Below are 22,563 nucleotides of genomic sequence, written 5' to 3'. Positions count from 1 at the left end.
TTTAAGGAACCGGAGTCGCCTCGACCACTGTTTTAATCAGAGATTCCACATCCAATTCTTCCGAAATGGCCTCGAAGGTTAGAAGAATTCGATGCCTCAATATTTCCACAAGGGAAACTCTGACGTCTTCCGGGATCACGTATGTCCTTCCGTTGAGAAGCGCATTCGCTTTAGAACTTTTTAATATACTCAAGGACGCTCTCGGAGAAGCGCCGTGACGGATATAAGGAATGAGTTCCGGAATCGTTCTTTCCTCGGGTCTTGTATTTCGCACAAGACGAACGATATACGACTTGATCTTCTCTTCGATAAAGACGTTATCCAAAAACGAAGACAATTTTAGAATATCTTTCGAAGTGACTACCTTTTTGATTTTCCCGTTCTCCGTATTCAAACGTCCGTGTTGATCGAGGATCGCGATCTCTTCTTCGAGAGCAGGATAACCTACGTTGACTTTCATAAAAAACCGATCCATCTGCGCTTCGGGAAGAGGATAGGTTCCGTCTTGATCGATCGGATTCTGAGTCGCGATCACGAGAAAGGGACGATCGAGTTTATACGTTTTGTCTCCGATGGTGATCGTCTTCTCTTCCATACTTTCCAGGAGAGCCGACTGCACCTTTGCAGGAGCGCGGTTGATTTCGTCCGCGAGTAGAACTCCCGTAAAAACGGGTCCCTTTCTTGTTTCAAACTCGGTGGTCTTCGGATTAAAAACTACGGTTCCTACAAGATCGGCCGGCAACAAATCCGGGGTAAACTGGATTCTTTTAAAATCCAAATCCAAAGCGGAGGCGAGAGATCTCGCGAGTAACGTTTTCGCAAGTCCCGGCATCCCTTCTAGGAGGACGTGGCCTTGACAGACCAGACAAACTAGAACGTTTCGGATGACCTCGTCTTGTCCTGTAATTTCTTTACTCAATTCTTTCTTTAGAGTTTCTAGAGTGATTCTTGCAAACTCGACGTCTTCTCCAGATAGAAGATCTTTTTCCATAAGGTAAGAATCGGAGAACCTGGGATCCGCTTCAAGCGAATTCCCTCGATATGCGCTCTTCGTGCCGCTCGGAAAAGGGAATCTTCTTTTCCAGTCTTATATTCTCGGAACGAATTCTCATGTCGCTCGTCTTCGAAACCGGTCCTCCCTCCCCTTCTCTCTTACCACTCCTTTCCGGAAGGGTGTCGGCCCCGAATGATTTCGGAGGAGAAATCGATTCGAGGGAGTCAAGAAATTTGTTTTGCCCTTGTCGGAGTTCCGACAAGGATTTCTAAAAAATCGTCCTTGCGAGAATAGCGATTCTATGATTTAGAAAAATCCTACGACTTTTCCCCACGAACCCGACTCCGCCACCCAATTTCAGCTGAACCTTATCTACAGAGTTGCCTGGATCGTAAAAAAAGCCGTCGTAGTTACGACGCCCTTCCGTGAAAGTAGCGCCCCGCCCAAATCTTGGGTGGTGGGGCGGGTGGCGGAAAAATTCCGGAAATTTTCCCTTATCACAAAATTCTAATTTTGCAAGCATAAATCCCCGTGTAGGAACTCCTAAAAAATTTCTCCGATTCTCGTTGCAACCCCTCTCGGCTTGTGGGTAAGGCCCGGCAATTTCAGGGCGGTGCGCTTTCATAGAAAGATTGTCGTAGCTCCGACAGATTCCTCCGGATTCAAGATACTTGTCAGCTCACGCGGGATGGCAGACAAACTTTCAAGACCAAGTTCACGACGACGACGGAATCTCTTTTCCATTAATTTTTCCAATGAGAAAATTCTTTCGACCGTTCTCAATCCTTCCCTCTCCTTGTAGCGCCGTCACCCAGATTGAGTTCTGAAGAAAATCCGGATCGCGTTCAAATCTTATCTCTTTGCTTCCCAGTTTCCGGAGCTATTATTTCCGCGATAAGTTCCAGAGATGGAGCGACCTTCCAAAACTCCGATATACTTTTGAGAAAAAGGAACGTTACTCCCGATCTCCGAACACTTCAGACCCGAACAAGATCTTACAAATTGGATCTGATTCCCTTTTATAAATGGAGCACCGACCGGTTCCCATTTTCCCTTTCCCCAATTGGAGAATTTTAAATTTCCATAGAGGCGACCATTCTTACCCCCGAAAAGTTGAAGAACCCCTTTGTGAGGGCCGACAGTAAGTTGATAAGTTCCCACAAAGAGTTTATCGTTCGCCGAAAGTTCAGCGGACTCCGTAGAATTTTCTTCCGGAAAGAATTCGATTTTTTCGACCATTTCCATTGCAATTTCTTGATCCGGATCTTGGAGCCTTAGCACTTTCTGATCTAAAAAAACCAGAGCGCCTTGGGTAAAAGAACCGTTGTATGTCACCTTTGCGGATCGATTCATTGCGGAACCGCAGGTTCTCAAGAAAAAACCTAAGAGGAAAAATAGAATGGCGGTGGGAATCAAAATGATAAGGTCCCTTTTCCAAAAAGAACGGGAAGTAGTTTCAATGTTCATACGATATTATCGGAGAATCCGAAAAAGCATTCACATCCGAAAACAAAAAAGCAGAAGAACACTTCTGCTTTTTTTTCTTAGATTGTGCTCTTCCGATTTTTGGAAATCAAAAACCTTCTTCCGAAGACACGGATAAAGTCGCACGTAAACCGTTTTAAAAAAATCAACACAATTCCGCCTGAAAAAGAACCTTGAATCCCCTCCTCAAGTCTTTTTTCGCGGAATCGGTTTGTCGGAACAACAAATACAGAGTAAAAAAGAAATGGACTCTATTTACAACCCTGCATCTCACCCATCTTTTTGTTTTCGTTTCCGTTGATGTAATAGGTCTTCCCGGAACTCACCGACCAACAACCGTTCTTCTTGTTAGTTCCCGGCATGATCGGACCTTCCCCGAGTTTGGTTCCGTTTTCGTCGTATTCGATCGCCTTCGTTTCGCTCAGAATCTCGAATTGTTTTTTACCGTTCTTATAATACGTAAAAGGAATGTCGGGTCTGTAGCTCGCCTTAAGCTCGTTAGTCGCTTCGTCTATGTTCATGATCGAAAACTGAAGTTTCCCTTTTCCGATCATCTGACCTTCTTTGTTGTAAGCTTCCGCCGAAGACATCATAAATTCGTTCATCATCTCGCCTTTGTAAGCGGGATTTCCGTTGCTCCAATTGAACTTCCAAACTCCTTTCCGAGTGTGTTCTCTCTGGCCTTCCGCAAAGACATTTCCATTTTTATAATATTCTTTCCAATAACCCGAACGAAGCGCTTTCTTTTCCTTCGGATCTTTTTCCTTTTCATCCGCAGGCGCGGGCTTCGGTTTATAACCGCCTTCCATCTGGATGGAACCGTTGTCGTAGTAGGTCTTCCAGATTCCGGTCTTCAGATCGTCTTTGTAAGAACCTTCGCTCTGAACCGTATTTCCGTCCTTATGATAAGAAGTTTCCGGACCTTGTTTGATGCCGTTGGAATATGTGGAAACTTTTTTCTTGGCACCGTTTTGTCCCGGCTCCGCGTAGTATTCCGTCCAGACTCCGTCTTTCTGATCGTCCTTATAGGCTCCCTCTTCGTCCATCAGGCCTTCGTTGTTTTTCTTCCAATAAGGACCGTTTTTCTTATCTGCTTTGTAAACCGTGCTTTCCGTTTGTACTCCGTCTCTTTTGAGTTTTTTCTCTTCGCCTTCTTTTAAACCGGCGACATACGGAGTATCTCGAAGAACTTCTCCGGTTTCATACAAAGTTTTCCAAGAACCTTCTCTTTTATCGTCTTTGTATTCTCCGGTGCGAATCAGGACGCTGATCTTTTTCTTAGTAGCGGAGTCTTCCTTCTCTTGGTATTCTTTCCAAGCTCCGTTCTTCTTAAACTTTTTGATCTGATCGGGTTTTAGGCCGTCCAATTGTTCGGGTGAACAAGGCTTGCCTGAACAGTCGGTAGCGACCGGGCCTTCCGCTTTCATATTGAATGTTTCTTTGTATTTTTCCACACGAATGTTGGGTGGAAGGATTTGTATTTCCTGATCCTTGCCTTTATTTTCCACGCCCGGAATCGTAGAGCAGGAGACGGCAAGAACTGCGAGCAGAGACAAGCAGAGTTGTTTCATGATTATTCCTTAAGAGTTTAAAAACTTCTCCCAAACGTTAAGGAAGCGAATCCAAAAGTCAAGAAATTCCGAAAAATTACTTTTGATCCAAGTAGTAGTGAAGAAGAATAAAACGTATGAAAGGCCGATAACAATCCAAGGAAATATGACCGCTGTCAGCGTACGTGTTGCAGGCATAATAAGAATCCCTGCTCATATCGATAAGGGGAACGCCCGCCTTTTCATGCATAGGTCTTACGATCTCAAACCAAGGTCCGGGAATATTGAGTTCCTCTAATGTTTTTTCCATAGGAATCGAAGACCCCGGTTTGACAAACAAGGCTCTCCAGTTTTTTTCCTTCAACAAGTTAAGAATTTTTTGATAAAACTCGTATTGCATTTCCGACGGCGCGTAGGAAGGATAAATCCAACCGACCGTTTTTTTAGCGGATTCTTGAATTTTACCAAAATCTTTTTCGACGTAAGCCCCAGCCGGCGAAATCGAGTTCCCTTTGTCGTTCTTCAGAGTGGCGATGGTCATCGACTTCAGCATTTCCGCGATTATCACATTCTCGCTTTTTATACGTTTGATTACGTTCCCGATATAAGGCTTGTTGTAACTCACGCCAAAGAGAAAATTTCCGAAGTAGTAGTTTACGTTTTCCTTACCCAAGGTCCAGGCATATTTAAGAATAAAACCCGGATCGAAACTGTTGGCTAAATTCGATTTTTTGAATGTAGTACTGTTTTTGTTAAACTGAAACGGGTCGGTCTCGATCACGACGAGATCCGGACGAACTCCTCCATTTGCAAGTCCTTCCAAAAAATAGAGATAATAGGCGGGAGTTGTAACTGCGGAGGAAAGATTGTAGATATCCCAATCCGGATAAAAGGCTTCCAGATCCGAATTTTGGAAATACAACATTCGGGAAGAACCCATAAGAATCATGAGCTTTTTCTTCTTGGAAGAATCCTTTTTATATTCTCCATCGTTTCCGTATTTGAAAACGATCTCTTTTAGGAGTTCTTTTTTAACGTCGTAGTAGATGTAAGTGAATTCTTGTTTAACGTAATCCCTTACCGTATCCAAAAAGAAAAGTTTATCGAAGAGAAAGATAGCAATAAAGAGTAAAACTGGATACCAGAGGAAAGGCTTGGATTTCAAGAGATTCTCCCGGGAGAATGTGTTAATATGAAAAGAGCCGGTGAAGACACCGGCTCAGATTCTTAGAGAAGCGGGTAGCTGTCAAATGAAATCAAGCCGTTACCATATCTTTCTGAGAGAACTGCTTGCGTTTCTTTTGGAGTTCCGAAAACCATTCTTCTGCGTGCTTATGATAAGCGACAAGACGTTTGACGAAGACTCTTCTTTCGGGCATAAGAACCCGCCTAGCTTCATGAATGATTTCTTCCACGATCTTTGCGTGGAATGTAAAGTGACTGCAAAAAAGATTAAAGTAATCTCTTTCCGAAGTTTCCCAGGGTCTAGAAGCAATATCAGAGAAATACTGCTCTAACTGTCCGATATCATGGTCAAAGTCTGATTCGTAAGGAGAATTGACGACTGCTATGGTATCAGTGAGATCTGTGAGTGTTTGAAAGTAACTTTCTAAATCGAGTAGTTCCACAGGTAAAATCACCTTTCCTATAGGTTCCTTTTACCATCTTTTTTAGAGGCCTTGTCCGCTCAAGATTTTTTTAAGTATTCTCTCAAATGTTTTCCTTCTTCTTCCCATCCTTCAGAGGCCGCTTCGATCCAAACGTCATACTTATCGCCTACGGGATAACCCGAATTCGTAACGATGAGTTTTGAAGAATTCTCACCTAAGGATTGAAATTCGAGTTTGAGCTCGATCTCTCCGGCGGGATGATCCTGCCAGAGCAATATCAATTCCTTGAGAGGAACTATCTTTTTATAAATCCCGTTGGTCGTGAGGTCGCCCTCCATTCCAAGTCTCCAAGTCCAAGCGAAGTTGGCACCTTCCTTCGGACGTCCGGTTACCTTATCCGCCAACCAGTGGATTAGTTCTTCGTTGATCGTCACCGCGTTCCACACTCTCATCAGAGGATAGTCGAACTGAAATTCTTTTACAACACTTCTCGTTTCCATGCTTTCCTACTAGTGAAAATCTTTATAAAGTTTTTTGAATAGAGTTCTTTCTAAAAATGCCGGAGCGATATTCCGAAGCCACTTCAAGAAGAATCCGGAGCTGTCCATGATGACCAATCTCGACCCGGGATCTTCCACGGCGTCTAACATTCTTAAGGCGACTTCTTCCGGAGTTTTTATTTTTTTGCTCGGGTAATAACCTTCGTTCAAAGGTTTTCCGTCGCCGTCCAATCCGCTCGCTCTCAGTTTTGTTTTCGTATAAGGAGGACAAAAAATAATAAAGGAAAGTCCTTGTTCCGAGAGTTCGATTCTTGCAGCTTCCAATGCGGCGTGTAGCGCGGACTTGGAAGAAGAATACGCACTTCTTCCGGGAATTCCGTAAAGGCCGCTGACGGTCGAAGTCGCGATCACCGTTCCCAGATTGAGTTTGATCTGAGGAAGTAATCTTTGAATGAGATAGATGGGACCGAAAAAATTGATATCGAACGTCTTACGAAAAGTCTCGATTCTTGTTCCGTCGAAACGGGAATGGGTGGTGACTCCGGCGTTTGCAAAAAGAACGTCGATTCCTCTGTATTCTTTCGAAATTTTTTTGATAGCCTTATCGATTTCCTTCTCCGAACTCAAATCGGCTTGGATATGGATCAAATCCGCGGCAAACGGATTCTTACGTTTTACGAGTTCAGGTTGTGTTCTGGAAAGATTGATCAGTTTACAGTCGATCTTAGAAAGTGTGGAAAGAATCGCCTCTCCGATCCCGGATGAACCCCCGGTAACAACGATCGTCTTGCCTTTCCAATAATTCGCATTCATTCCAGAGCATTTTGTCCGCGAGAAGAAAGGGTTCAAGGATTTTTTCAATGAGAAAAGAGAAGATTCCGTTCCGCCTAACCTGAAAAGACAAGGCTCAATTCGTTCTTTCATTGAAGCGGGCAGTAAAAAATTTTCCGTAAGAAAGAAACAATTGAAAAAACGAAGAAGAATCTCAACAAATACGACTCTGAAAAATTGTTAAAGAGTAGGTTTTCAAAGAATAAAGTATATGCCGGAGTGAAACGTTAGACATTCTTTCTTTGTTCCTATTCTCCTTATTTCTCACTTTTACCTTTTGTTAAGATTTTTTTTAGAAGATAAAAAACCAAAACGAAGAAATTTCGGTTACGATCGAAATCGGATTTTGAAATGGAAAGAACTTGATTCATTCGCAAACTCGGTGGAACAAAACGACCACCTTATGTTTAAAAACGTACCCTCAAAATCGATCACTGCGTGGCTTATCTTTTCAAAGAAGAAGAATATTCTCAAAGATTCCGACCGATACGACGTTCGTCGTCGAGATAAAAATAAGGAAACCGGAAATCGGCCTTGTAGTTTCTCGATCAAAATCACCCACACGTATCCGTATCCTCACTCACAAGGTACCTGAATCTGCAGATATTTTGTCGGAACTCCGACGCCCTTCCGTGAAAGCGGCGCGCCCCGCCCAAATCTCGGGCGGAGGGGTGGGTGGTGGAAAAAAACCACGGCGACTCTCCTATATCACAAAATTCTAATTTTGCAAGAATAAATCCCCGTGTAGGAACTCCTAAAAAACCTTTCCTACAGGAAAAACCTCATGACTTCCTCTCAACTTACGGGGAAGGTCGATCAAAACACGAGTCAAAATTGATAAACGGATTTCTATCCTGAGATCAGATTACAATATGAATCGATCGAAGAATCGGAAGCGGAATTGATAAACGAAGTCACCCGCAAAGAAGTTTAGAAAAGCCGATTATAATTTTCTAACGATCTATTCTGCGTGGGATTGAAAGTTTACGACCTTCCATTCTTCGTTTCGATTGAGACGGAGCGAAATACGGAATGGCAAACCGCATGGATCATATTCGATATGGAGTTGATCGACCTCGACGGAACTTCGATTCCAAAATCTACGAAATCGATTTCCATAGGATTGTTTTGGATAATAATCCGTAATCGAAAGATCGCAGGAGCTCCCGTCTCCACCGTTTCCCAATTCTCTTTCGATTTTCTTTTGAAATCTTTCGTAAGAATTACCCACGATCGCATTTTGATTGGTGAAAGCGTAAGCCTTCTCAAACTTTTTGGAAATCAACAAATGCAGAAATTGATCGGATAAATTCAGAGCGTCCTTGGGGCGGTATTCCAGATTCTTCAAAAAATAATAGAACACAAAAGGAAAGAAGACACACAAAAAGACGATCGTTATCAAAAGTTTCATTCTCATAAGGAGCTGATCCCAATTCTTCTCATATCAACAACCTAAAAAAATGCGTCTCCTTGAAATCGTTTTGTCTCAAAGAAACGCCTAACAAAAAAAACTACGAACAACTTTGCAAAACTCGAAGTCCGCTGAAAAATCGGTTTTAGTCCTTCTCTGCACTGACCTCGTCCTGGATCACTCTCGCCTCCGCGCTGAAAGCGATGTAGGACCAAACCCAGGTAATCAAGATCGTAATCTTATTTTTAAATCCGACCTGATAGAACAAGTGGACAAAAAGCCAAGCGAGCCATCCGAAAAAACCTTTCATCTTTAGAAACCCGACTTCGGCGACCGCGTCCGTTCTTCCGATCGTCGCCATCGAGCCCTTGTCGATATAGTGAAAGATTTTTCGTTTTTTATTTTTCAGATCGCTTTTGATCAGGGCTGCGACGTATCTTCCTTGTTGCATCGCAACCGGCGAAACTCCGGGAAGAGGACGTTCCAGACCTTTTGTATAATTGGCGATATCCCCGATCACAAACACTTCCGGGTGACCTTCTATGTTACAGAACTCGTCGACCATTACTCTTCCGGAACGGTCTAAAGGAGCGTCTAACGTGGCCGCGATCGAATTCGCCTGAACTCCTGCAGCCCAGATTACGGTTTCGGAATGAATCGTCTTTCCTTCCAGGTGCACTCCTTTCTCATCGATGTTCACAACCCTGGTTCCGGTGAGAACTTCCACTCCCCTCTTTTCCAATCTGCGTTTTGCAAAATCGCCAAGAGAAGGAGAAAAAGCCATCAATAGTCTCGGAGCGGCTTCGATCAGAGTGATCTTGGAAAGAGCCGGATCGATGGAATGAAATTCGTCCCGAATGATCTGATGAGAAAGCTCGGCGATAGAACCCGCGAGCTCCACCCCCGTCGGGCCTCCTCCGATGATTACATAGTTCAAAAGGGACTTTGCGATTTCGGGATCTCCCGAAAGTTCGGCCTTTTCAAAAGAGATCAACAGTTTATGACGAATTTTGAGCGCATCCTTCAGGTTTTTAAGTCCGATCGTATGTTGAGCCCATTGATCGTTTCCGAAATAGCTGGACTTCGCGCCCGCGGCCAATATTAGATAATCATAATTTGTGGAAGTGTTTTGATAATATACGGTCTTATTCGAAATATCGATCTTTGTAGCTTCTCCAAGGACTACCGTGACGTTTTCGCTTTCTCCAACGAGGGATCGAGTCGGAATCGCAATGTCTGCGGGACTCAGAACTGCCGTTGCAACCTGGTAGAGAAGCGGTTGAAAAAGATGGTGGTTTTTTTTATCGATGACCGTGATATCGAGGTCCGAGTTTTGAGAGAGTTTTTTGACGGCTTGAAGACCGCCGAACCCTGCGCCGATGACGACTACTTTCTTCTTATTTCCGGATTTACTCATAGAGAGATTTTTTCCTCCCGGATATTAGGCTTTCAAATCCAGTTTTTTTGAGAGGAGGAATTCCAGAAAGTCTTCTGCGGTTTCCGAAACGATATTTTGCACTTCGTCGAAGTCCTTTAGAGTTCCATAAAACGGATCCGGAACCTCCGAATCTTTTTTGGAATCTTTTTGGAAGAATCGAAAGAGTTGCACTTTTTTTCTTTCTTCTTCCGTGGATGCAAAGTAGAGGATATCCTTCTGATTCGACTTATCCATCGCGAGGATATGATCGAATTCTTGAAAGTCGTCTTTTCGAAATTGACGAGCCCTGTGAGTGAGTTCGATTCCTTTTTTTCGGGCGGCTTGTCTCGTCCTCGGATCGGGAAGTTCTCCGAGATGAAAGCGGGACGTTCCGCAGGAATCCACGAAGAAGGCGGATTCTAAATTCTTCTTCTGAATCAGATCTAAGAATGCGCCTTCCGCCGCGGGAGAACGGCAGATATTTCCGAGACAGACAAACAAAACTCGGATCGGAATCCAGCTTTGTGAGGCTGACTTTTCAAAAGGTAAATTTATTTCGGATTGATCTTCGACCATAAAAACTCTGGCAAACTTCTCATAAGAATACCTATGAATGCCCAAGGGAACCAAGGAACTGTAGCCGATAAAACTTTGTTTTCAATTCTTTTATAAATTTTTTGTGCACCCTTTTCGACGGGAACCACAAAGGGACGTGACTTCATCTGATTGTTGATCGGAGTATCGATAAAACCGGGGTGAATCACTGTGACAGAAATTCCATAACGTTTCACCTCTCCCCTCAGAGCTTCCAGATACGTGGAAAGTCCCGCCTTCGAAGAAGAATAACTCGCGGATCCGGGAAGTCCCCGAAACGAAGCGACGGAAGAAATTCCTACGAACTGACCTGACTTTTGTTTTTGAAAGGTCGGAAGAACAGCCTCCACACCGGCCATCGCGCCGATCAAATTGGTCTCGATCACTTTTCGATCCGCCTCAAAACTCCTTCCACCAAACGAGGAACTGGTGGAAATTCCGGCGTTGAGAATCATCAAATCCAAACCTCCCAACTCTTTTACGAGCTTTGGGATCACCTTGAAGTTCTGTTCGTATTCCGCCACATCCAAAGAAGCGAATACGATCTTTCCTTTCGCGCCCTTTGCTTTCAGATCATCCGCAATTTTTTTGAGAGAATCCTTTCTTCTCGCAGTGAGAGCCACGTTAGCCCCTGCTTCCGCGTAAATTCTGGCTAATTCTTTGCCGATTCCGGAACTCGCTCCGGTGATGAGAACATTTTTCATAGAATCAACTTCCTATTATCTTATAACTTGCTTCAAACACTAATTTCAGAGAAGACTCCGTTTATTTAGTTTACCTTTAAAACCTGAAAGCGATAAATTTGTAAAAGCGCCTCTTTTGGAGGCGAGTGCGAAAAAGAAAGGTGGTAAGGTGCATGGACCTGAACCAGCAAGATGAAATTACAAGACTCAAAAGTCTGGTGGAGCTCTACGAAAGAATTTCCAGACTCAGCGAAAGCGAACTTTTAGAAGCTGAAAAAACTCTCGAAGCTCAGGAAAATACGGCGGGAATGGCGAGGCTAGAGTTAATCAAAATGAACGAACAACTCAAAGCAATCCGCAACGTAGGGCCCGATTTCAAAACAAAAGTGATCTCCCTCTTACACGATCACGAATCCGGTTTGCCTGAATTCAAAACCAGAATCGGGGAACTCGCCGTAAACAATCCTTACTTCTATTCTGATTTTTTTAGAATCATCTCTCATCTGGAAATCCAAGAATCGGAAGCGGAAATACTCTGGGAAGAAATCTACAAACATGGGGAAAGTATGAGCGTTTCTCTGGGAAGAAACGTAAACTTCATCGTCTCCATGCTCGACTATATCTTCAGCAAAAACAGAATCATAGAAAACCCAAAGATCGTAGAGTTGTATTCCTTTGAGGAGATCATACTAAACACGGTAATCGACGAAACGAGCGGAATCTACAACCGAAGATATTTCAACATCATTCTCAACAAAGAGATCAATCGAAGTTCGCGTTATCAGAGAGATTTTTGTCTTTTGATCCTGGATGTTGATAATTTTAAGATCATCAACGATACCTACGGACACGGATTTGGAGACGACATTCTAAGATTGATCGCGGGTACGATGCTTTTTTCTTTCCGACAAGAAGACATCTGTTGCAGAATCGGCGGGGAAGAATTTGCGGTAATCCTCCCGGAAACTCCGAAAGAAAACGCACTCGTCGCGGCCAATCGTTTTCGAAACTATCTCTTAGAAGCTTCGATGAGCCAGTACGGATTGGCCGTCACGGTTTCGGGAGGAATTTGCAGATTTGGAGAAGACGGAAAAGACACGAACGAACTTTTTAAGAATGCCGACGCCGCCCTCTACAAAGCGAAAAAATCCGGAAAGGATAGAATTTTGATCCATTCCTCCGAAACTTAAATCATTCCGCTGAGCTTCCGAACTCGAGTTCTCCCGATGCGTATTCGTCCAACTTAGAAATCAAGATCGCGTTCGTGTTTGCGAGACGATCCGCGAGAATTCGAACCATCTTTGCGGAGAAGTCCGGATTGTTCACTAAGAACTTCTCTAACTGTTGTTTACTTTCGATCACAGCAAGTTCACAATCCAAGATCGTTTTTGCGGTCGCGGTCCTAGGAGAAGAACGGAAGAGAGCCATCTCGCCGAAAAAGTCTCCCTTTTTCATAATCGCAAGACGTTGTACGACATTCTTACGAGTAAAAAAGATTTCAACGGATCCGCTGAGAATCACATACATCGCGTTATTCAGCTCGCCTTCGCGAAAGATGATACCGCCAGCAGGGATCTGCACCTTATTCATGATTTAAACCGACCTAATAAAATAGATTCTTTACCAAAAAATCGCATATTGACAGATGAATATTAATTCTACCCCGGAAAAGTACACTCTTTTTATGAATTCACATCTTCAGCTTTTTATGGATCTTTTCGGATTGATTCTTCTATTTGCCTTTTTCATTTTTGCTAATAGATCCTCCCAAATTCTGATTTCGTCTCCGCAAAAGGACGACTCAAGCGGTGGCAGAAGCGAATCGATCGATTTTATCCGGGGACTCGCGATCACTGGAATCGTTTTTATCCACGTCAATTCTTACTTTCAATACTTCGGAGCGGATCAAAGCGCATCGACAGCAACTCTCACACTTTCCAATCTAGCGAGATTCAGCGTCCCTGCTTTTATCCTCTCTTCCGGAATTTTTCTCAAATATACAAACTTTAGAGACTACTGGAAATCGAAGATCCTTTCACTGATTCTTCCGTATTTCTTTGCGAGCCTGCTCGCGGCGTATGTAAAATTGGGTACGGCTCCGGATTTGGAAACGTTTGTCTACGGTTTGTTGCTCGGAACCTGGTGCGCTCCTTATTATTTTGTTCCGCTTCTTTTTTCTTTCTATCTGGTATTTCCCTTGTTTTCAAAAATCCAAACGAAATTAGGCTCAAACAACGCAGTTTTTTCGATCCTCTTTTCAAGCCTGATCGTCAACTTAACTTCCAATCATATCTTTTCTTTTTTTGCAGAAGGTCCGGTTCGCACGATCGAACCGATTCTTTTTACGGGATTTTTGTTTTTTTTCACCTTCGGGATGTTAGCCGGAAAATGGTTCAGACAGCCTAAAAGTTTTTTGACCCTTTCGGAGGAAAAGTGTTCCCCCCTCCCCTACTCTCTCAAAACGATCCTCTGGGTCGGAATTTTCGTCTATTTGTTCGGGTTGTTCATGGCGGGATTTTTTTGGAAATTCGATTCTTCCAATCATCTCCTTTTTTATCCGTTAGGAATGTTTCTCGCGCTTTTTTTCTGGGCCGAAAAAGCGCAAAGTCAAAGGAGACATAAAACTTTGATCCGAGTGTTTTCCTTTTTAGGAAAGAATAGTATGGGGATTTTTCTTTTGCACCCGATTCTCATCCACCTTATGCACGCCCGGAGTCCTTTTGAATGGGGGAATACGTTTTCTTGGTTTTGGATTCCGATCACGGCTCTCGTCAACGTCCTGCTTCCTCTTTGTGTCTGGTTGGTCGTAACCAAACTTTTGGAATATCCTGCAAAAATTCTTTCGCCGGTCGCGAAAAATTAAAGGAATAGAATCACATTCCGTTCGAAAATTCTTTTCTAACTGTAAGACCGGTGGCGCGAACGATTTTTAACGCTTCTCCGTAACTGACCAAAATTTTGAGTGCGAAGTCGATTCTTTCGCGGAGATAAGAATCTTCCCGACTCACTGCCTCGGGTTCGTTTAGGACATTTTCGGCGTCCCTTACTATAATATGCTCCGGTATATAACAGACCTTCGTGTTTTTATAGCTGCTCATTCTAAGCTCTGCAACCGGATAACTTCCCCCACGACTCGAAGAGACGGCTCCGATCAACACCGGTTTGTGCCCTATGATTTTGTTATTACAATAGAGAAGAAAATTTTTAAGCCCCGGAGACGCCATCCCTGAATATTCCGGAGTAACAAAAACAAGAGCATCGGCTTGATCCAATTCGGACTCGATCGGTTTCCAAATCTTATCCCAACCTTCGCCTCCGTCCCAAAAAGAATCGTCCCAAACGGGTAACTTATAATTTCCGAGGTCCAACACCCAGACCTGATGGCCAAAAGAAATAAGCCGAGTTTTCATCCATTCTGCGACCTTTGCCGACTGGGAAATTTTTCTATGGGAAGCCGATATGATGGCAAGCTTCATGTTCTCTCCGGTTTGAAAAACGTATTGTTTTGATTCTTTTTCGCGAATCGTTTTAGATTCGGACTTTTGACCCGAGAATTTCTAAAATGAAAAGTTACTTTATTATAACCTTAGAAGGAATAAACGCCTCAACTTCAAGCCATTTTTCAAACATGTATCCGAGGCCGGGAGGAAACGGAAAGAACACCCTTAAAAGTAGCCCAAAATAAAACGGTCTCGAAAAAGGCTCAGTCTTTGAGCCCGTATTTCTTTTTTAGAGAGGACAATTCTTTTAGAAATTTTTCCCTTTGTTGAGAAGTCAACTTTCCGAGCTGCAAAACAACTTTTAAAGGAGCCGATTTTCGGGGTGAAATCATTTCACCCCCTCTTCCCTCTTTTTGTTTGAGAAGATCCTCTAAGTTTTTTACGGAAGCGTCCTTTCCTGATTTGATAAGATCCGCAACGGACTTTTGATCCAGACGTGCGATTGAACTGAGTTGTTTGACGTATCTTTCGGTAAAACCTAAGACCTTGGAGACTTCTTCCGCGGTTTTTCTTTTTTCTTTTCTGAGATATTGGATCGCGCGTCCGACTTCCCAAGGATTGAGGCTTTTCCGTTTTTCGTTTTCAGCGAGCGCCATTTCGAAACATTTATCCTCTGAAGCCGAAGTTTCGATCGCCGGAATCGAATTCCACTTCAGAACCTTTGCGGCCTGATATCTTCTTTCCCCGGCGACAATCTGAAACTTTTTACCCGATTTTCTAACGACGATCGGCTCGATCAATCCGAGACGTTTCATGGATTCCACAAGATCGGAAACTTCTTCCTTTCCGAACACCCTCGGCTGAACCGGATTCGGAATGATATCGGAAATTTGAATTTCAGTCTTTGAAGTTTCCTTTTCACCGAACGCGGTAAGGAGATCCATTCCAGCAAAGTCAGAACGTTTAGCCATTTGAAATCCTCTTTATCAATTCTTCGGCGAGGGAGGAAAACATCTGCATCGCCTTTCCGTCGTATTCTCCCAGAAGTTTTTTCTTTGCCTGGGCCTGGGGAATCGATTCCCTTCGATAAATTACGGTTTCGAACACTCCGAAATATTTTCGGATCGCGTCGGCGAGACCGGCTAACGCTCTCGCGTCCTCATACTGATTGAGGACTGCGCCCAAAAGACTGAGGGAAGGATTTGCCTTCTTTTTGATTTTTAAAATCGTAGAATGAAGATCTTTCAACCCCTGTACGCTGAAAGCCCTCGTCTGAATCGGAATCAAAACATGATCCGCCGCGATCAGGGCGTTTTCGAGAATCAACCCGAGGGACGGAGGACAGTCTATGATGATATATTTATAACCGGAGCGAACCGGCTTGAGCGCGTCCTTCAAAAGTTCGAAGTCATCCCTTTCATACGGGGTCGTAAAATTTGCGAGATGAATCGAGGAAGGGAGCAGATCCAGACCCTCCGCGAGTTTTACGATCAGATCCCGGACCGGAACCGGATCTTCACCTCTATAGCCGAGCGCATGAAAGACGGATCTTTCTACGGACCCGAAAAACAACTGAGTGATATTTGCCTGGGCGTCCCAATCCACTAATAAAACCGGAGCCGTTTTGGAAAGAGCCTCCGCGAGACAGACGGAAACCGTAGTTTTTCCCTCTCCACCTTTTTGATTTGAAACGGCGATGATTACGGATTCGTAAACAGCGTGATCCGACTTTTGAAAATATTTCTCAATTACTTCCCGGCCATACTTTCCCTTTCCGGAAGAGGGAATTTTCCATTCTTTGACCTTGGACAAAAACTCGTCTTCCGAAGCGACTTCGTATTCGTCTAAAACCTGGCGTGTTGTAAGAATTTTGGGACTCATAAGATTGGGAGGTTCTATATCAGAATCGTTTAAACAGCCGCACTTTGTCAAACCAATACTATGTCCCATTGATTTGCAAAGGCTAAAAAACGGAATTGCGTGAGTAGGGTAGGGCGGTAATTCTGCCTTGATTCCAGATATGGATCGGCCAAGGGGTGAAATCGTTTCACCCCTTGTATATTAACAGCGTTTCGATAAAAAAGATTTATGAAAATAAAAAACAAATCCTTTAAAACATTCTTACTTTCCGTCCTCATTCATTTTTTATTTACAATCTCTCTTTCAGCGCAAGGAGAAACGAACGTAGGAATTCAACCGCCGAAGATCGAACAGGAAAAAGAAATTCCGATCCCGGAAGAGGAATCCTTATTTCGAAAAGTACTCAGACAATCCTCTTTTACGATCTTGGCCGGAAGAAACGGAGGAGAAAATATTTTCGAAACCGGGACCAAATACGCAAACCTTTCCGGGTTAAAAGGAGGCTCCAGGATCACCTATGAACGTGATTTTAACTATGGGGGTCTCGGTTTTACTCTTCGCTGGAAAAGATGGGAGGCGGACTACACAGGAAGGACGACCGCTCGCTATGTAAACGCGGGAGAGGGGAGGGACGAGGACTTTTTCTTGGGAGAACCCACGATAGAACGGGGAACAAAAATTTCATCGAGGGAGTTTTCATACTACGATACGCCGTATACTTTTATCGGCTCGAGGAACTTCGCGGACGGAAAGGGTCGTCTTTCGATGAAGCAGGATCGACATTCCTTGATTTTGAGGAGATATTTCGGCGATTCGGATCCGGATGCGAGAAAGGAAGGGAAGGGCCTTTTTCTTACGGGCGGATTTCAATACACTTTTATGAAATACATACTCTACGACGTGTTTCAGTTTTTTGATGCCAATCCGATTTTTCTAAATCGAATCGGACTTGGTCTGAGCCTTTCGTATTCGACATACGAATTTCCGTTGGGACTCGGATATCGTTACTCGAACGCCGGCTGGTTTTTTGAGACCTCTTTTTCAGGAATTTTCTGGAGCGGACATTTTAGGGATTTTCACTATCAACGAGCTCTGAATTTCATAGGAGACGTTTCCGGTTTTGGAATCGACTTTAATGTGAGCGCTGGACGCCTTTTTGGAAATTATCTGTTTTTTATCAAACTCAACGAACACAGACTTTTTGGAGACGGTCATTTTGTAACCAAGGGCGGTCTAAGCTATAACGACATTCTTTCTCAAAACCTAGGTCAGTATAAAAATTATATGAACCTAAAAGAGTGGAACGTAGAACTCGCGCTAACCGGATATTTATATTAAACGACTGGAACTACCGTATTGAAAAATAAAATTCTCTTAATCAACTTAGGCGGCCCTCGCAACACTTCCGAAATTGAAAAATTCCTGATCGATCTTTTTGAAGACCCTTACGTCTTCGATCTCCCGATCCCCGAGTTCCTTAGAATCAGACTTGCAAGATGGATAGCGGTAAAAAGAGCTCCGAAGGTAGCGGCCGCCTACCTCTCGATGGGCTTTGGCGGAGGATCTCCGATCGTTTCCGAAACCGAAAAACAAGCAAAAGCGATAGCCTCCGCTCTTACGAAACTTACGGGAGAAGAATGGGACGGTGAAGTGACGATGGCCTGCGGATATCCTGACATCCGAGAGCTCGATAAAAATGCGCTCACTCCATCCAGGAGAAATATTCTTCTGCCCTTGTTTCCTCATTTTTCAAGATCGACGATACTTAGCACCGCAAAGCTGATCGAAAAAACCACTCAAGTCTGTCCAGTCGCTTTCGAAGGTTGGGTCGCGCCGTTTCATTCTTCCCCTTTGTATTTGGATTCGATACGAGATTTGATCTTGGATTTTTTTCAGGGAAAGCTGAACAAAGAAATCTTCTTACACTCCGAATCATTCCAAGAAGTTCCCGATTGGAAAAACATCGACCTCGTATTCAGCGCGCACGGAATTCCGATCCGATTGATTCAAAAAGGGGACAAATACAGAGAAGAAATCGAGACCAACGTAAAAAATTTAAGCGTGTTACTCCGCGAAAAGGGATTTAAGGGAGAATGTCATATTTCTTTTCAGAGTAGGGTAGGGCCTTCGAAATGGACGGAGCCGAACACGATCACAAAGCTGGAACAACTCGGAAGAAGAGGTGTCAAAAGAATCGCGGTTTATCCGATCAGCTTTGTCGGAGACCATCTCGAAACGTTGGAAGAAATCGGAGAACAGCTCAAAGAGATCGCTCATAAAAACGGAATTATCGACTACTATCGAATCCCGGCTCCGGGAATTTATCCGAAGTTCATCGAGGCGATGGCAAAGATCAGTTTAGAATCGACCCGAGCATTCAAAAAAGAATGTCTTTGTAAAACGTTGGGAGGTCATACTCCCGACCTTAGAACAAAGGAATGTGCTCTTTCCGAAGCGAACGCCGTAGATCGATAACTATGTTCATTTGAATTTTTTTGAAATCTATAATAATACTGTAAACGTGAAGTTCTATGGACGTTTTTGGTTCATAGAACTCATTCTTTGATACGCTCAATCTCCAGTGTCAAGTCCAATCAGAATCATCCTGCGCTATTAGGAATTATTGATTCGAATACCTTCGGTTCTTCTTGTATTGTTTGGCTCAAGTGTAACGGAAACAACCCGTCATTTCAAAACTTATACGACAAGTCAGAATTCTAACTATCTTCTATTGAATCATCAAAGCAAATATAGCCCAGAAATTTAGAGCTTGCCCCAATCTAAGCTCTAAATCGTTTCAGTTTACGGAAATTTTGAAATGAGTTCTCACTCAAAAAATATTGCGTTCTTATAGATATTCAAGTCAATCGTCAATTCCCACTCACGAGCAAGATCTTCCTCAAAGTTTTTCCAAGTATTTTCAATATTGAAATCAGAGAAATAATCCCACACCTTCGGCGTTAATAGAAAATATTTCAAAACCCCCCTTGCAAAGACTTCCAATTCGAAAGTAAGTTTTTGAAATTCGCTTTTGGTAAAACCTTCAAACCCCCGAAAAGGATGGTGCATATGTTCAATGCTGGAGCGTAGGGCATACACTTTCTGCAAGATAATCTTATCAGGAAATTTTGTAAGCTCAGAGACCCGTTTGGCGAATTCCTTTTTGCCTTCGCCAGGCTTGGGATAAATAAAAGCCTCTAACGTTCTCACAAAAGCATGGAATCGATCTTCATGATCATAGGATGCGATTCCTTTCTCGAAAGCGCGGATCCCTCTGGCGATTCTGCTAAAGGAACCAATTTTTGCGTAAAGCGAAGACAGTGAATTCGAAATCTCGTATGTCGTTCTTATCGATTCTTTCGTGATTGCATTCATCGGAGAGACCAAAGAAATCGGTTTGTTTATTTCGAAAATCGTCTGTAATGTCACAGATTCATTTTCATATTCTCCCGTAAGGACAAACGGCCTATGAGCGGACTCGTTAAAGAAAATATCATTGATTAGTAATGAAGAATAAATAGGAAGAATCTGATTCGATAAAGACCGATTTTCATCTCCGATTTCATCCGGTCCTTTTGCATCCCAAAAAATAAAGAAAAACAAATTGGAGTCTTTAATTTTATCCGAATTAATTTTCCCTAACCAGCTCTCCCAAGTTGAATCCAATAAATCGCCAAGATTCGGCTTACAAAAAATAGCATCATCCAATTTAAATTCGGTTTTCGCGAGTTCAGGTTCTAATCTCGTTTTTAAGTTTAAGGCGGCGAATTTTTCATTCTTTATTGAGCGTACCGTCCCCCGTGGCGACCATTCAAGCCCGCATAACGTCCCAAGCGCGTTCCAAAATGGAACTCAATCCGATTCCGTATCTAAAATTCCCTTCCACAAAAATTCCATCGGGAAGGCTGCGATCCAACTCTCGATTGAATTCCAAAAGCGAGGAGTCGTAAACCGGAAGAGCCGACTTCCAAATCGTAACGTAATGGTTGATCGGATCGTCTTTTTGAGTCGTGATTTTTTTTCTGTCCTCTTCCAGGATGGAAACGATCTCATTCTCTTTTAATTTTGAAATTTCCGAATCCAAAGCGCCGCCGAAAATAAAGGTCTCGGAATAAATTCCTCTTGAAACCCGATCCGGAAAAATCGACGAATTCAAAAGTACACCCCTGGCGCGAAAACCGGAACCGGGCGGGAAAAGAACTCCAAAACCCGTTTTTTGTCCGAGGAGCGGCTCGTTTCCGAATCTTGTCGCCGTTACGACCCCTAAGGTTCCACAAACTTTCTCATATCTTTTAAAAACCGGAAAACTCGAGGAAAGAATTTTTAAAGAAGATTCCAATCCGCAAGCGACGGTGATTTTAGCTTTTGGATATTTTTTTTTCAGAGAGGAAAGAGAAGGAGCTTCTGCCGAATAGATCAACTTCGTATTCGGAGACGACTTTATCTTTGCCTCCATTGCGCTTAACAATTCCCCGAGGCCACCCCGAAAGCTGACCGTTCCTTTGCGTTGTTTCGGCACCTTCGGTTCCGACTTTTTTTTCTCCATCGTATTTCTAAGATTTTTCCAAAGAGAGCCCTTGGATCGGATAAATCTTCCTAATACAAGTTCCGCGGACATCGTTTTTAAATCGCCGGCGTAAACACCGGAAAGACCGGGTTCCATCACATTCTTAACCGCATCCTCCCCCAACACCCGTAAGCCCCAGTGATACACTGATTCGTCTCTCTGGAAATCGGATGAAACCGCGAAAATACCATATAACGCGCGTAAGCCGCCCCAAAACGAAAGAGGAATCCTTTTCGGGGTTCCATTCTTCCAGATATATCTTTTTCTGGAGATTTTTTGAGTCGGTATGATTTCCAATCCGAGGATCTTAGCCAATTCTTCTAGGCGATAAGAATTGAGAATTCCGTTTGCCGCGGTCTCAACCAGTCCGAACGGAGTCTGGACGGATTGGATCAATCCTCCGAATCGATTTCTTTTTTCGTAGATAAAAACGGATTCACCTTTCTGAACGGAAAGGGTTGCATGAAGAAGTCCGGTAAACCCGGCCCCAAGGATAATATGATCCGGTTGTTGCGACGCCACGGATCTATTTTTATAAGAATCCGAAGATTGTAAATCAGCAATCTTCGGAATTTAGGGAAACTGAGCCGCAGGATTACGGCTCACAATTTAAGAATGGAAATTAAAAATTATATCTATAACCGAAGGTATATTTCGATTCCCAAGAGGTGGAAGAGGTTCCTCCCATCGTAGTTCCCGAACTAGCCATCGGATTGAAGTCAAACATCAAACCCTTACTTGAACCGTCCGAAATTCCCACGGAAGAGGAAACAGCCCCTCCGAAGATAAACGCGTCCGCCAAATTGATCAGATATATCCCGGCTAACACACCCAAGCTGGCTTGAAGATTCTTATAAGCCTTGTCAACGGCGTCTTTTTTGCTCTGATACAAATTTCCGGAAGATTCGTTATAAACGTAAAGCGCAAACGGATCCATGATCACCGGAGGAAGAGTCGGGTTTGGAACACCTAATGCGGACAAGGCGATCGCCTCGGTAGAATACGGGTTTCCGTAACTTTCGTAATCTTTTCGAGCGACGAGGTATTTTCGATTATTCTCATATACCGCGTAACCTGCCGCCAAAAACAGAGTGGGGTATATGATTGCCGCGAATTTTCTTCCACTCGCCCATTGACCCCAACCCGGAAGAATCGCCGATCGTCCCAGAGCACCCGCTTTCGATACCTCCGGTTTTTTCGGAGGAGGAGGGGGAAGGGGTTTTTGATTTTTCTCTGCGGTTTCTCTTTCTTTACGAAGACGTTCTTCCTCTTCTTGTTGTTTCTTGAGATCTAAATTTCTTTGTTTGGAAAGTTTTTCATCTTCCAGCCTTTTGATCTCGGCGTCGCGGATTCTTTCTTCCTCTTCTTCGCTGATATCTTTATAGATTACTTTCAAAATTTCTCTTTTGGCGACGACCCGTTTCCCCTCTTTGGTTTGAAGAGTGATCGATTTCTGATTTTGGGTCACGACCTTTCCACGGAAAGAACCGCCTTCGTGCAAGAGCACTGTCTCCGAAAAGAGGGTTAAGGGGAGCAGAAATAATAAACCGAGGATCAAAAATAGTTTTTTCAAAAATTGCATCAAAACGGGCCTTCCCCGAGCGAAACCGACTCGAACCTC

The 22,563-nt window shown here is 43.5% G+C and carries 21 protein-coding genes and 1 pseudogene; 4 read left to right on the top strand and 18 right to left on the bottom strand.

Going from position 1 to position 22,563, the window contains the following annotated elements:
* Position 1: 1 nt before the first annotated feature.
* From JWG45_RS12960 to JWG45_RS12910, 11 genes and pseudogenes are all read right to left on the bottom strand, one after another.
* Entirely contained in the window at positions 2–991 is a 990-nt protein-coding gene (locus JWG45_RS12960) for an AAA family ATPase (RefSeq protein WP_205280110.1), read from the bottom strand.
* 855 nt (positions 992–1,846) lie between these two features.
* Positions 1,847–2,461: an LIC20036 family protein gene (locus JWG45_RS12955; RefSeq protein ID WP_205280109.1), complete on the bottom strand. Its 615-nt coding sequence runs from the start codon at positions 2,459–2,461 to the stop codon at positions 1,847–1,849.
* A 269-nt stretch (positions 2,462–2,730) separates the two neighbouring features.
* On the bottom strand, positions 2,731–4,050 hold the full coding sequence (locus JWG45_RS12950; RefSeq protein ID WP_205280108.1) for an LIC20035 family adhesin: 1,320 nt from the start codon (positions 4,048–4,050) through the stop codon (positions 2,731–2,733).
* Positions 4,051–4,126: 76 nt separating this feature from the next.
* Complete coding sequence (locus JWG45_RS12945; RefSeq protein WP_205280107.1) at positions 4,127–5,194, bottom strand: DUF1574 domain-containing protein; 1,068 nt, start codon at positions 5,192–5,194, stop codon at positions 4,127–4,129.
* Positions 5,195–5,285: 91 nt separating this feature from the next.
* Positions 5,286–5,657, bottom strand: coding sequence for a hypothetical protein (locus JWG45_RS12940; RefSeq protein WP_205280106.1), 372 nt, complete (start codon positions 5,655–5,657; stop codon positions 5,286–5,288).
* Positions 5,658–5,716: 59 nt separating this feature from the next.
* Positions 5,717–6,139, bottom strand: coding sequence for an SRPBCC family protein (locus JWG45_RS12935; protein WP_205280105.1), 423 nt, complete (start codon positions 6,137–6,139; stop codon positions 5,717–5,719).
* A 9-nt stretch (positions 6,140–6,148) separates the two neighbouring features.
* Positions 6,149–7,016, bottom strand: a pseudogene (locus JWG45_RS12930) (SDR family NAD(P)-dependent oxidoreductase).
* A 915-nt stretch (positions 7,017–7,931) separates the two neighbouring features.
* Entirely contained in the window at positions 7,932–8,381 is a 450-nt protein-coding gene (locus JWG45_RS12925; RefSeq protein ID WP_408611632.1) for a sugar:proton symporter, read from the bottom strand.
* 145 nt (positions 8,382–8,526) lie between these two features.
* Positions 8,527–9,798 (bottom strand): NAD(P)/FAD-dependent oxidoreductase, encoded by a 1,272-nt coding sequence (locus tag JWG45_RS12920; RefSeq protein WP_205280102.1) that lies wholly within the window; start codon positions 9,796–9,798, stop codon positions 8,527–8,529.
* Positions 9,799–9,822: 24 nt separating this feature from the next.
* Positions 9,823–10,374: a low molecular weight protein-tyrosine-phosphatase gene (locus JWG45_RS12915; RefSeq protein ID WP_205280101.1), complete on the bottom strand. Its 552-nt coding sequence runs from the start codon at positions 10,372–10,374 to the stop codon at positions 9,823–9,825.
* Positions 10,350–11,096, bottom strand: coding sequence for an SDR family oxidoreductase (locus JWG45_RS12910; RefSeq protein WP_205280100.1), 747 nt, complete (start codon positions 11,094–11,096; stop codon positions 10,350–10,352). The genes JWG45_RS12915 and JWG45_RS12910 overlap by 25 nt, the downstream gene beginning before the upstream one ends.
* Positions 11,097–11,248: 152 nt before the next feature.
* On the opposite strand from JWG45_RS12910, the gene JWG45_RS12905 reads away from it, so the two are divergent.
* On the top strand, positions 11,249–12,265 hold the full coding sequence (locus tag JWG45_RS12905; protein ID WP_205280099.1) for a GGDEF domain-containing protein: 1,017 nt from the start codon (positions 11,249–11,251) through the stop codon (positions 12,263–12,265).
* 1 nt (position 12,266) lies between these two features.
* On the opposite strand, the gene JWG45_RS12900 is transcribed toward JWG45_RS12905, so the two are convergent.
* A complete protein-coding gene (locus JWG45_RS12900) occupies positions 12,267–12,665 on the bottom strand; it encodes a cyclic nucleotide-binding domain-containing protein (protein WP_205280098.1) in 399 nt (132 codons plus the stop codon).
* A 94-nt stretch (positions 12,666–12,759) separates the two neighbouring features.
* Between JWG45_RS12900 and JWG45_RS12895 the strand changes: the two genes are divergently transcribed.
* Positions 12,760–13,938 carry an acyltransferase gene (locus JWG45_RS12895; RefSeq protein ID WP_205280097.1) on the top strand — a complete coding sequence of 393 codons (1,179 nt, stop codon included), beginning with the start codon at positions 12,760–12,762 and terminating at the stop codon, positions 13,936–13,938.
* A 10-nt stretch (positions 13,939–13,948) separates the two neighbouring features.
* Here the strand turns inward: JWG45_RS12895 and JWG45_RS12890 are convergent, their stop codons facing one another.
* From JWG45_RS12890 to JWG45_RS12880, 3 genes are all read right to left on the bottom strand, one after another.
* Positions 13,949–14,551, bottom strand: a complete 603-nt coding sequence (locus JWG45_RS12890; RefSeq protein ID WP_205280096.1) for an NADPH-dependent FMN reductase — start codon at positions 14,549–14,551, stop codon at positions 13,949–13,951.
* Between the two features lie 227 nt (positions 14,552–14,778).
* A complete protein-coding gene (locus tag JWG45_RS12885; RefSeq protein WP_205280095.1) occupies positions 14,779–15,486 on the bottom strand; it encodes a ParB/RepB/Spo0J family partition protein in 708 nt (235 codons plus the stop codon).
* Complete coding sequence (locus JWG45_RS12880) at positions 15,479–16,396, bottom strand: ParA family protein (RefSeq protein ID WP_205280221.1); 918 nt, start codon at positions 16,394–16,396, stop codon at positions 15,479–15,481. Before JWG45_RS12880 ends, JWG45_RS12885 begins: the two co-directional genes overlap by 8 nt.
* A gap of 207 nt (positions 16,397–16,603) precedes the next feature.
* Here JWG45_RS12880 and JWG45_RS12875 point away from each other — a divergent pair, with 207 nt between their 5' ends.
* Together JWG45_RS12875 and hemH are read left to right on the top strand one after the other, a co-directional pair.
* On the top strand, positions 16,604–17,713 hold the full coding sequence (locus tag JWG45_RS12875) for a putative porin (protein WP_205280094.1): 1,110 nt from the start codon (positions 16,604–16,606) through the stop codon (positions 17,711–17,713).
* 18 nt (positions 17,714–17,731) lie between these two features.
* Positions 17,732–18,850, top strand: a complete 1,119-nt coding sequence (gene hemH, locus JWG45_RS12870; RefSeq protein ID WP_205280093.1) for a ferrochelatase — start codon at positions 17,732–17,734, stop codon at positions 18,848–18,850.
* Positions 18,851–19,201: 351 nt separating this feature from the next.
* Here the strand turns inward: hemH and JWG45_RS12865 are convergent, their stop codons facing one another.
* The 3 genes from JWG45_RS12865 to JWG45_RS12855 form a co-directional block, all read right to left on the bottom strand.
* On the bottom strand, positions 19,202–19,750 hold the full coding sequence (locus tag JWG45_RS12865; RefSeq protein WP_205280092.1) for a hypothetical protein: 549 nt from the start codon (positions 19,748–19,750) through the stop codon (positions 19,202–19,204).
* Between the two features lie 436 nt (positions 19,751–20,186).
* Positions 20,187–21,464: a protoporphyrinogen oxidase gene (gene hemG / locus JWG45_RS12860; RefSeq protein WP_205280091.1), complete on the bottom strand. Its 1,278-nt coding sequence runs from the start codon at positions 21,462–21,464 to the stop codon at positions 20,187–20,189.
* 100 nt (positions 21,465–21,564) lie between these two features.
* Positions 21,565–22,524: an LA_0442/LA_0875 N-terminal domain-containing protein gene (locus JWG45_RS12855; protein ID WP_205280090.1), complete on the bottom strand. Its 960-nt coding sequence runs from the start codon at positions 22,522–22,524 to the stop codon at positions 21,565–21,567.
* Between the last annotated feature and the right edge of the window lie 39 nt (positions 22,525–22,563).

The organism is Leptospira ainlahdjerensis, assembly GCF_016919175.1.
GTDB classification, from domain to species: domain Bacteria; phylum Spirochaetota; class Leptospiria; order Leptospirales; family Leptospiraceae; genus Leptospira; species Leptospira ainlahdjerensis.
This window is presented reverse-complemented; position numbering and strand designations above follow the sequence as displayed.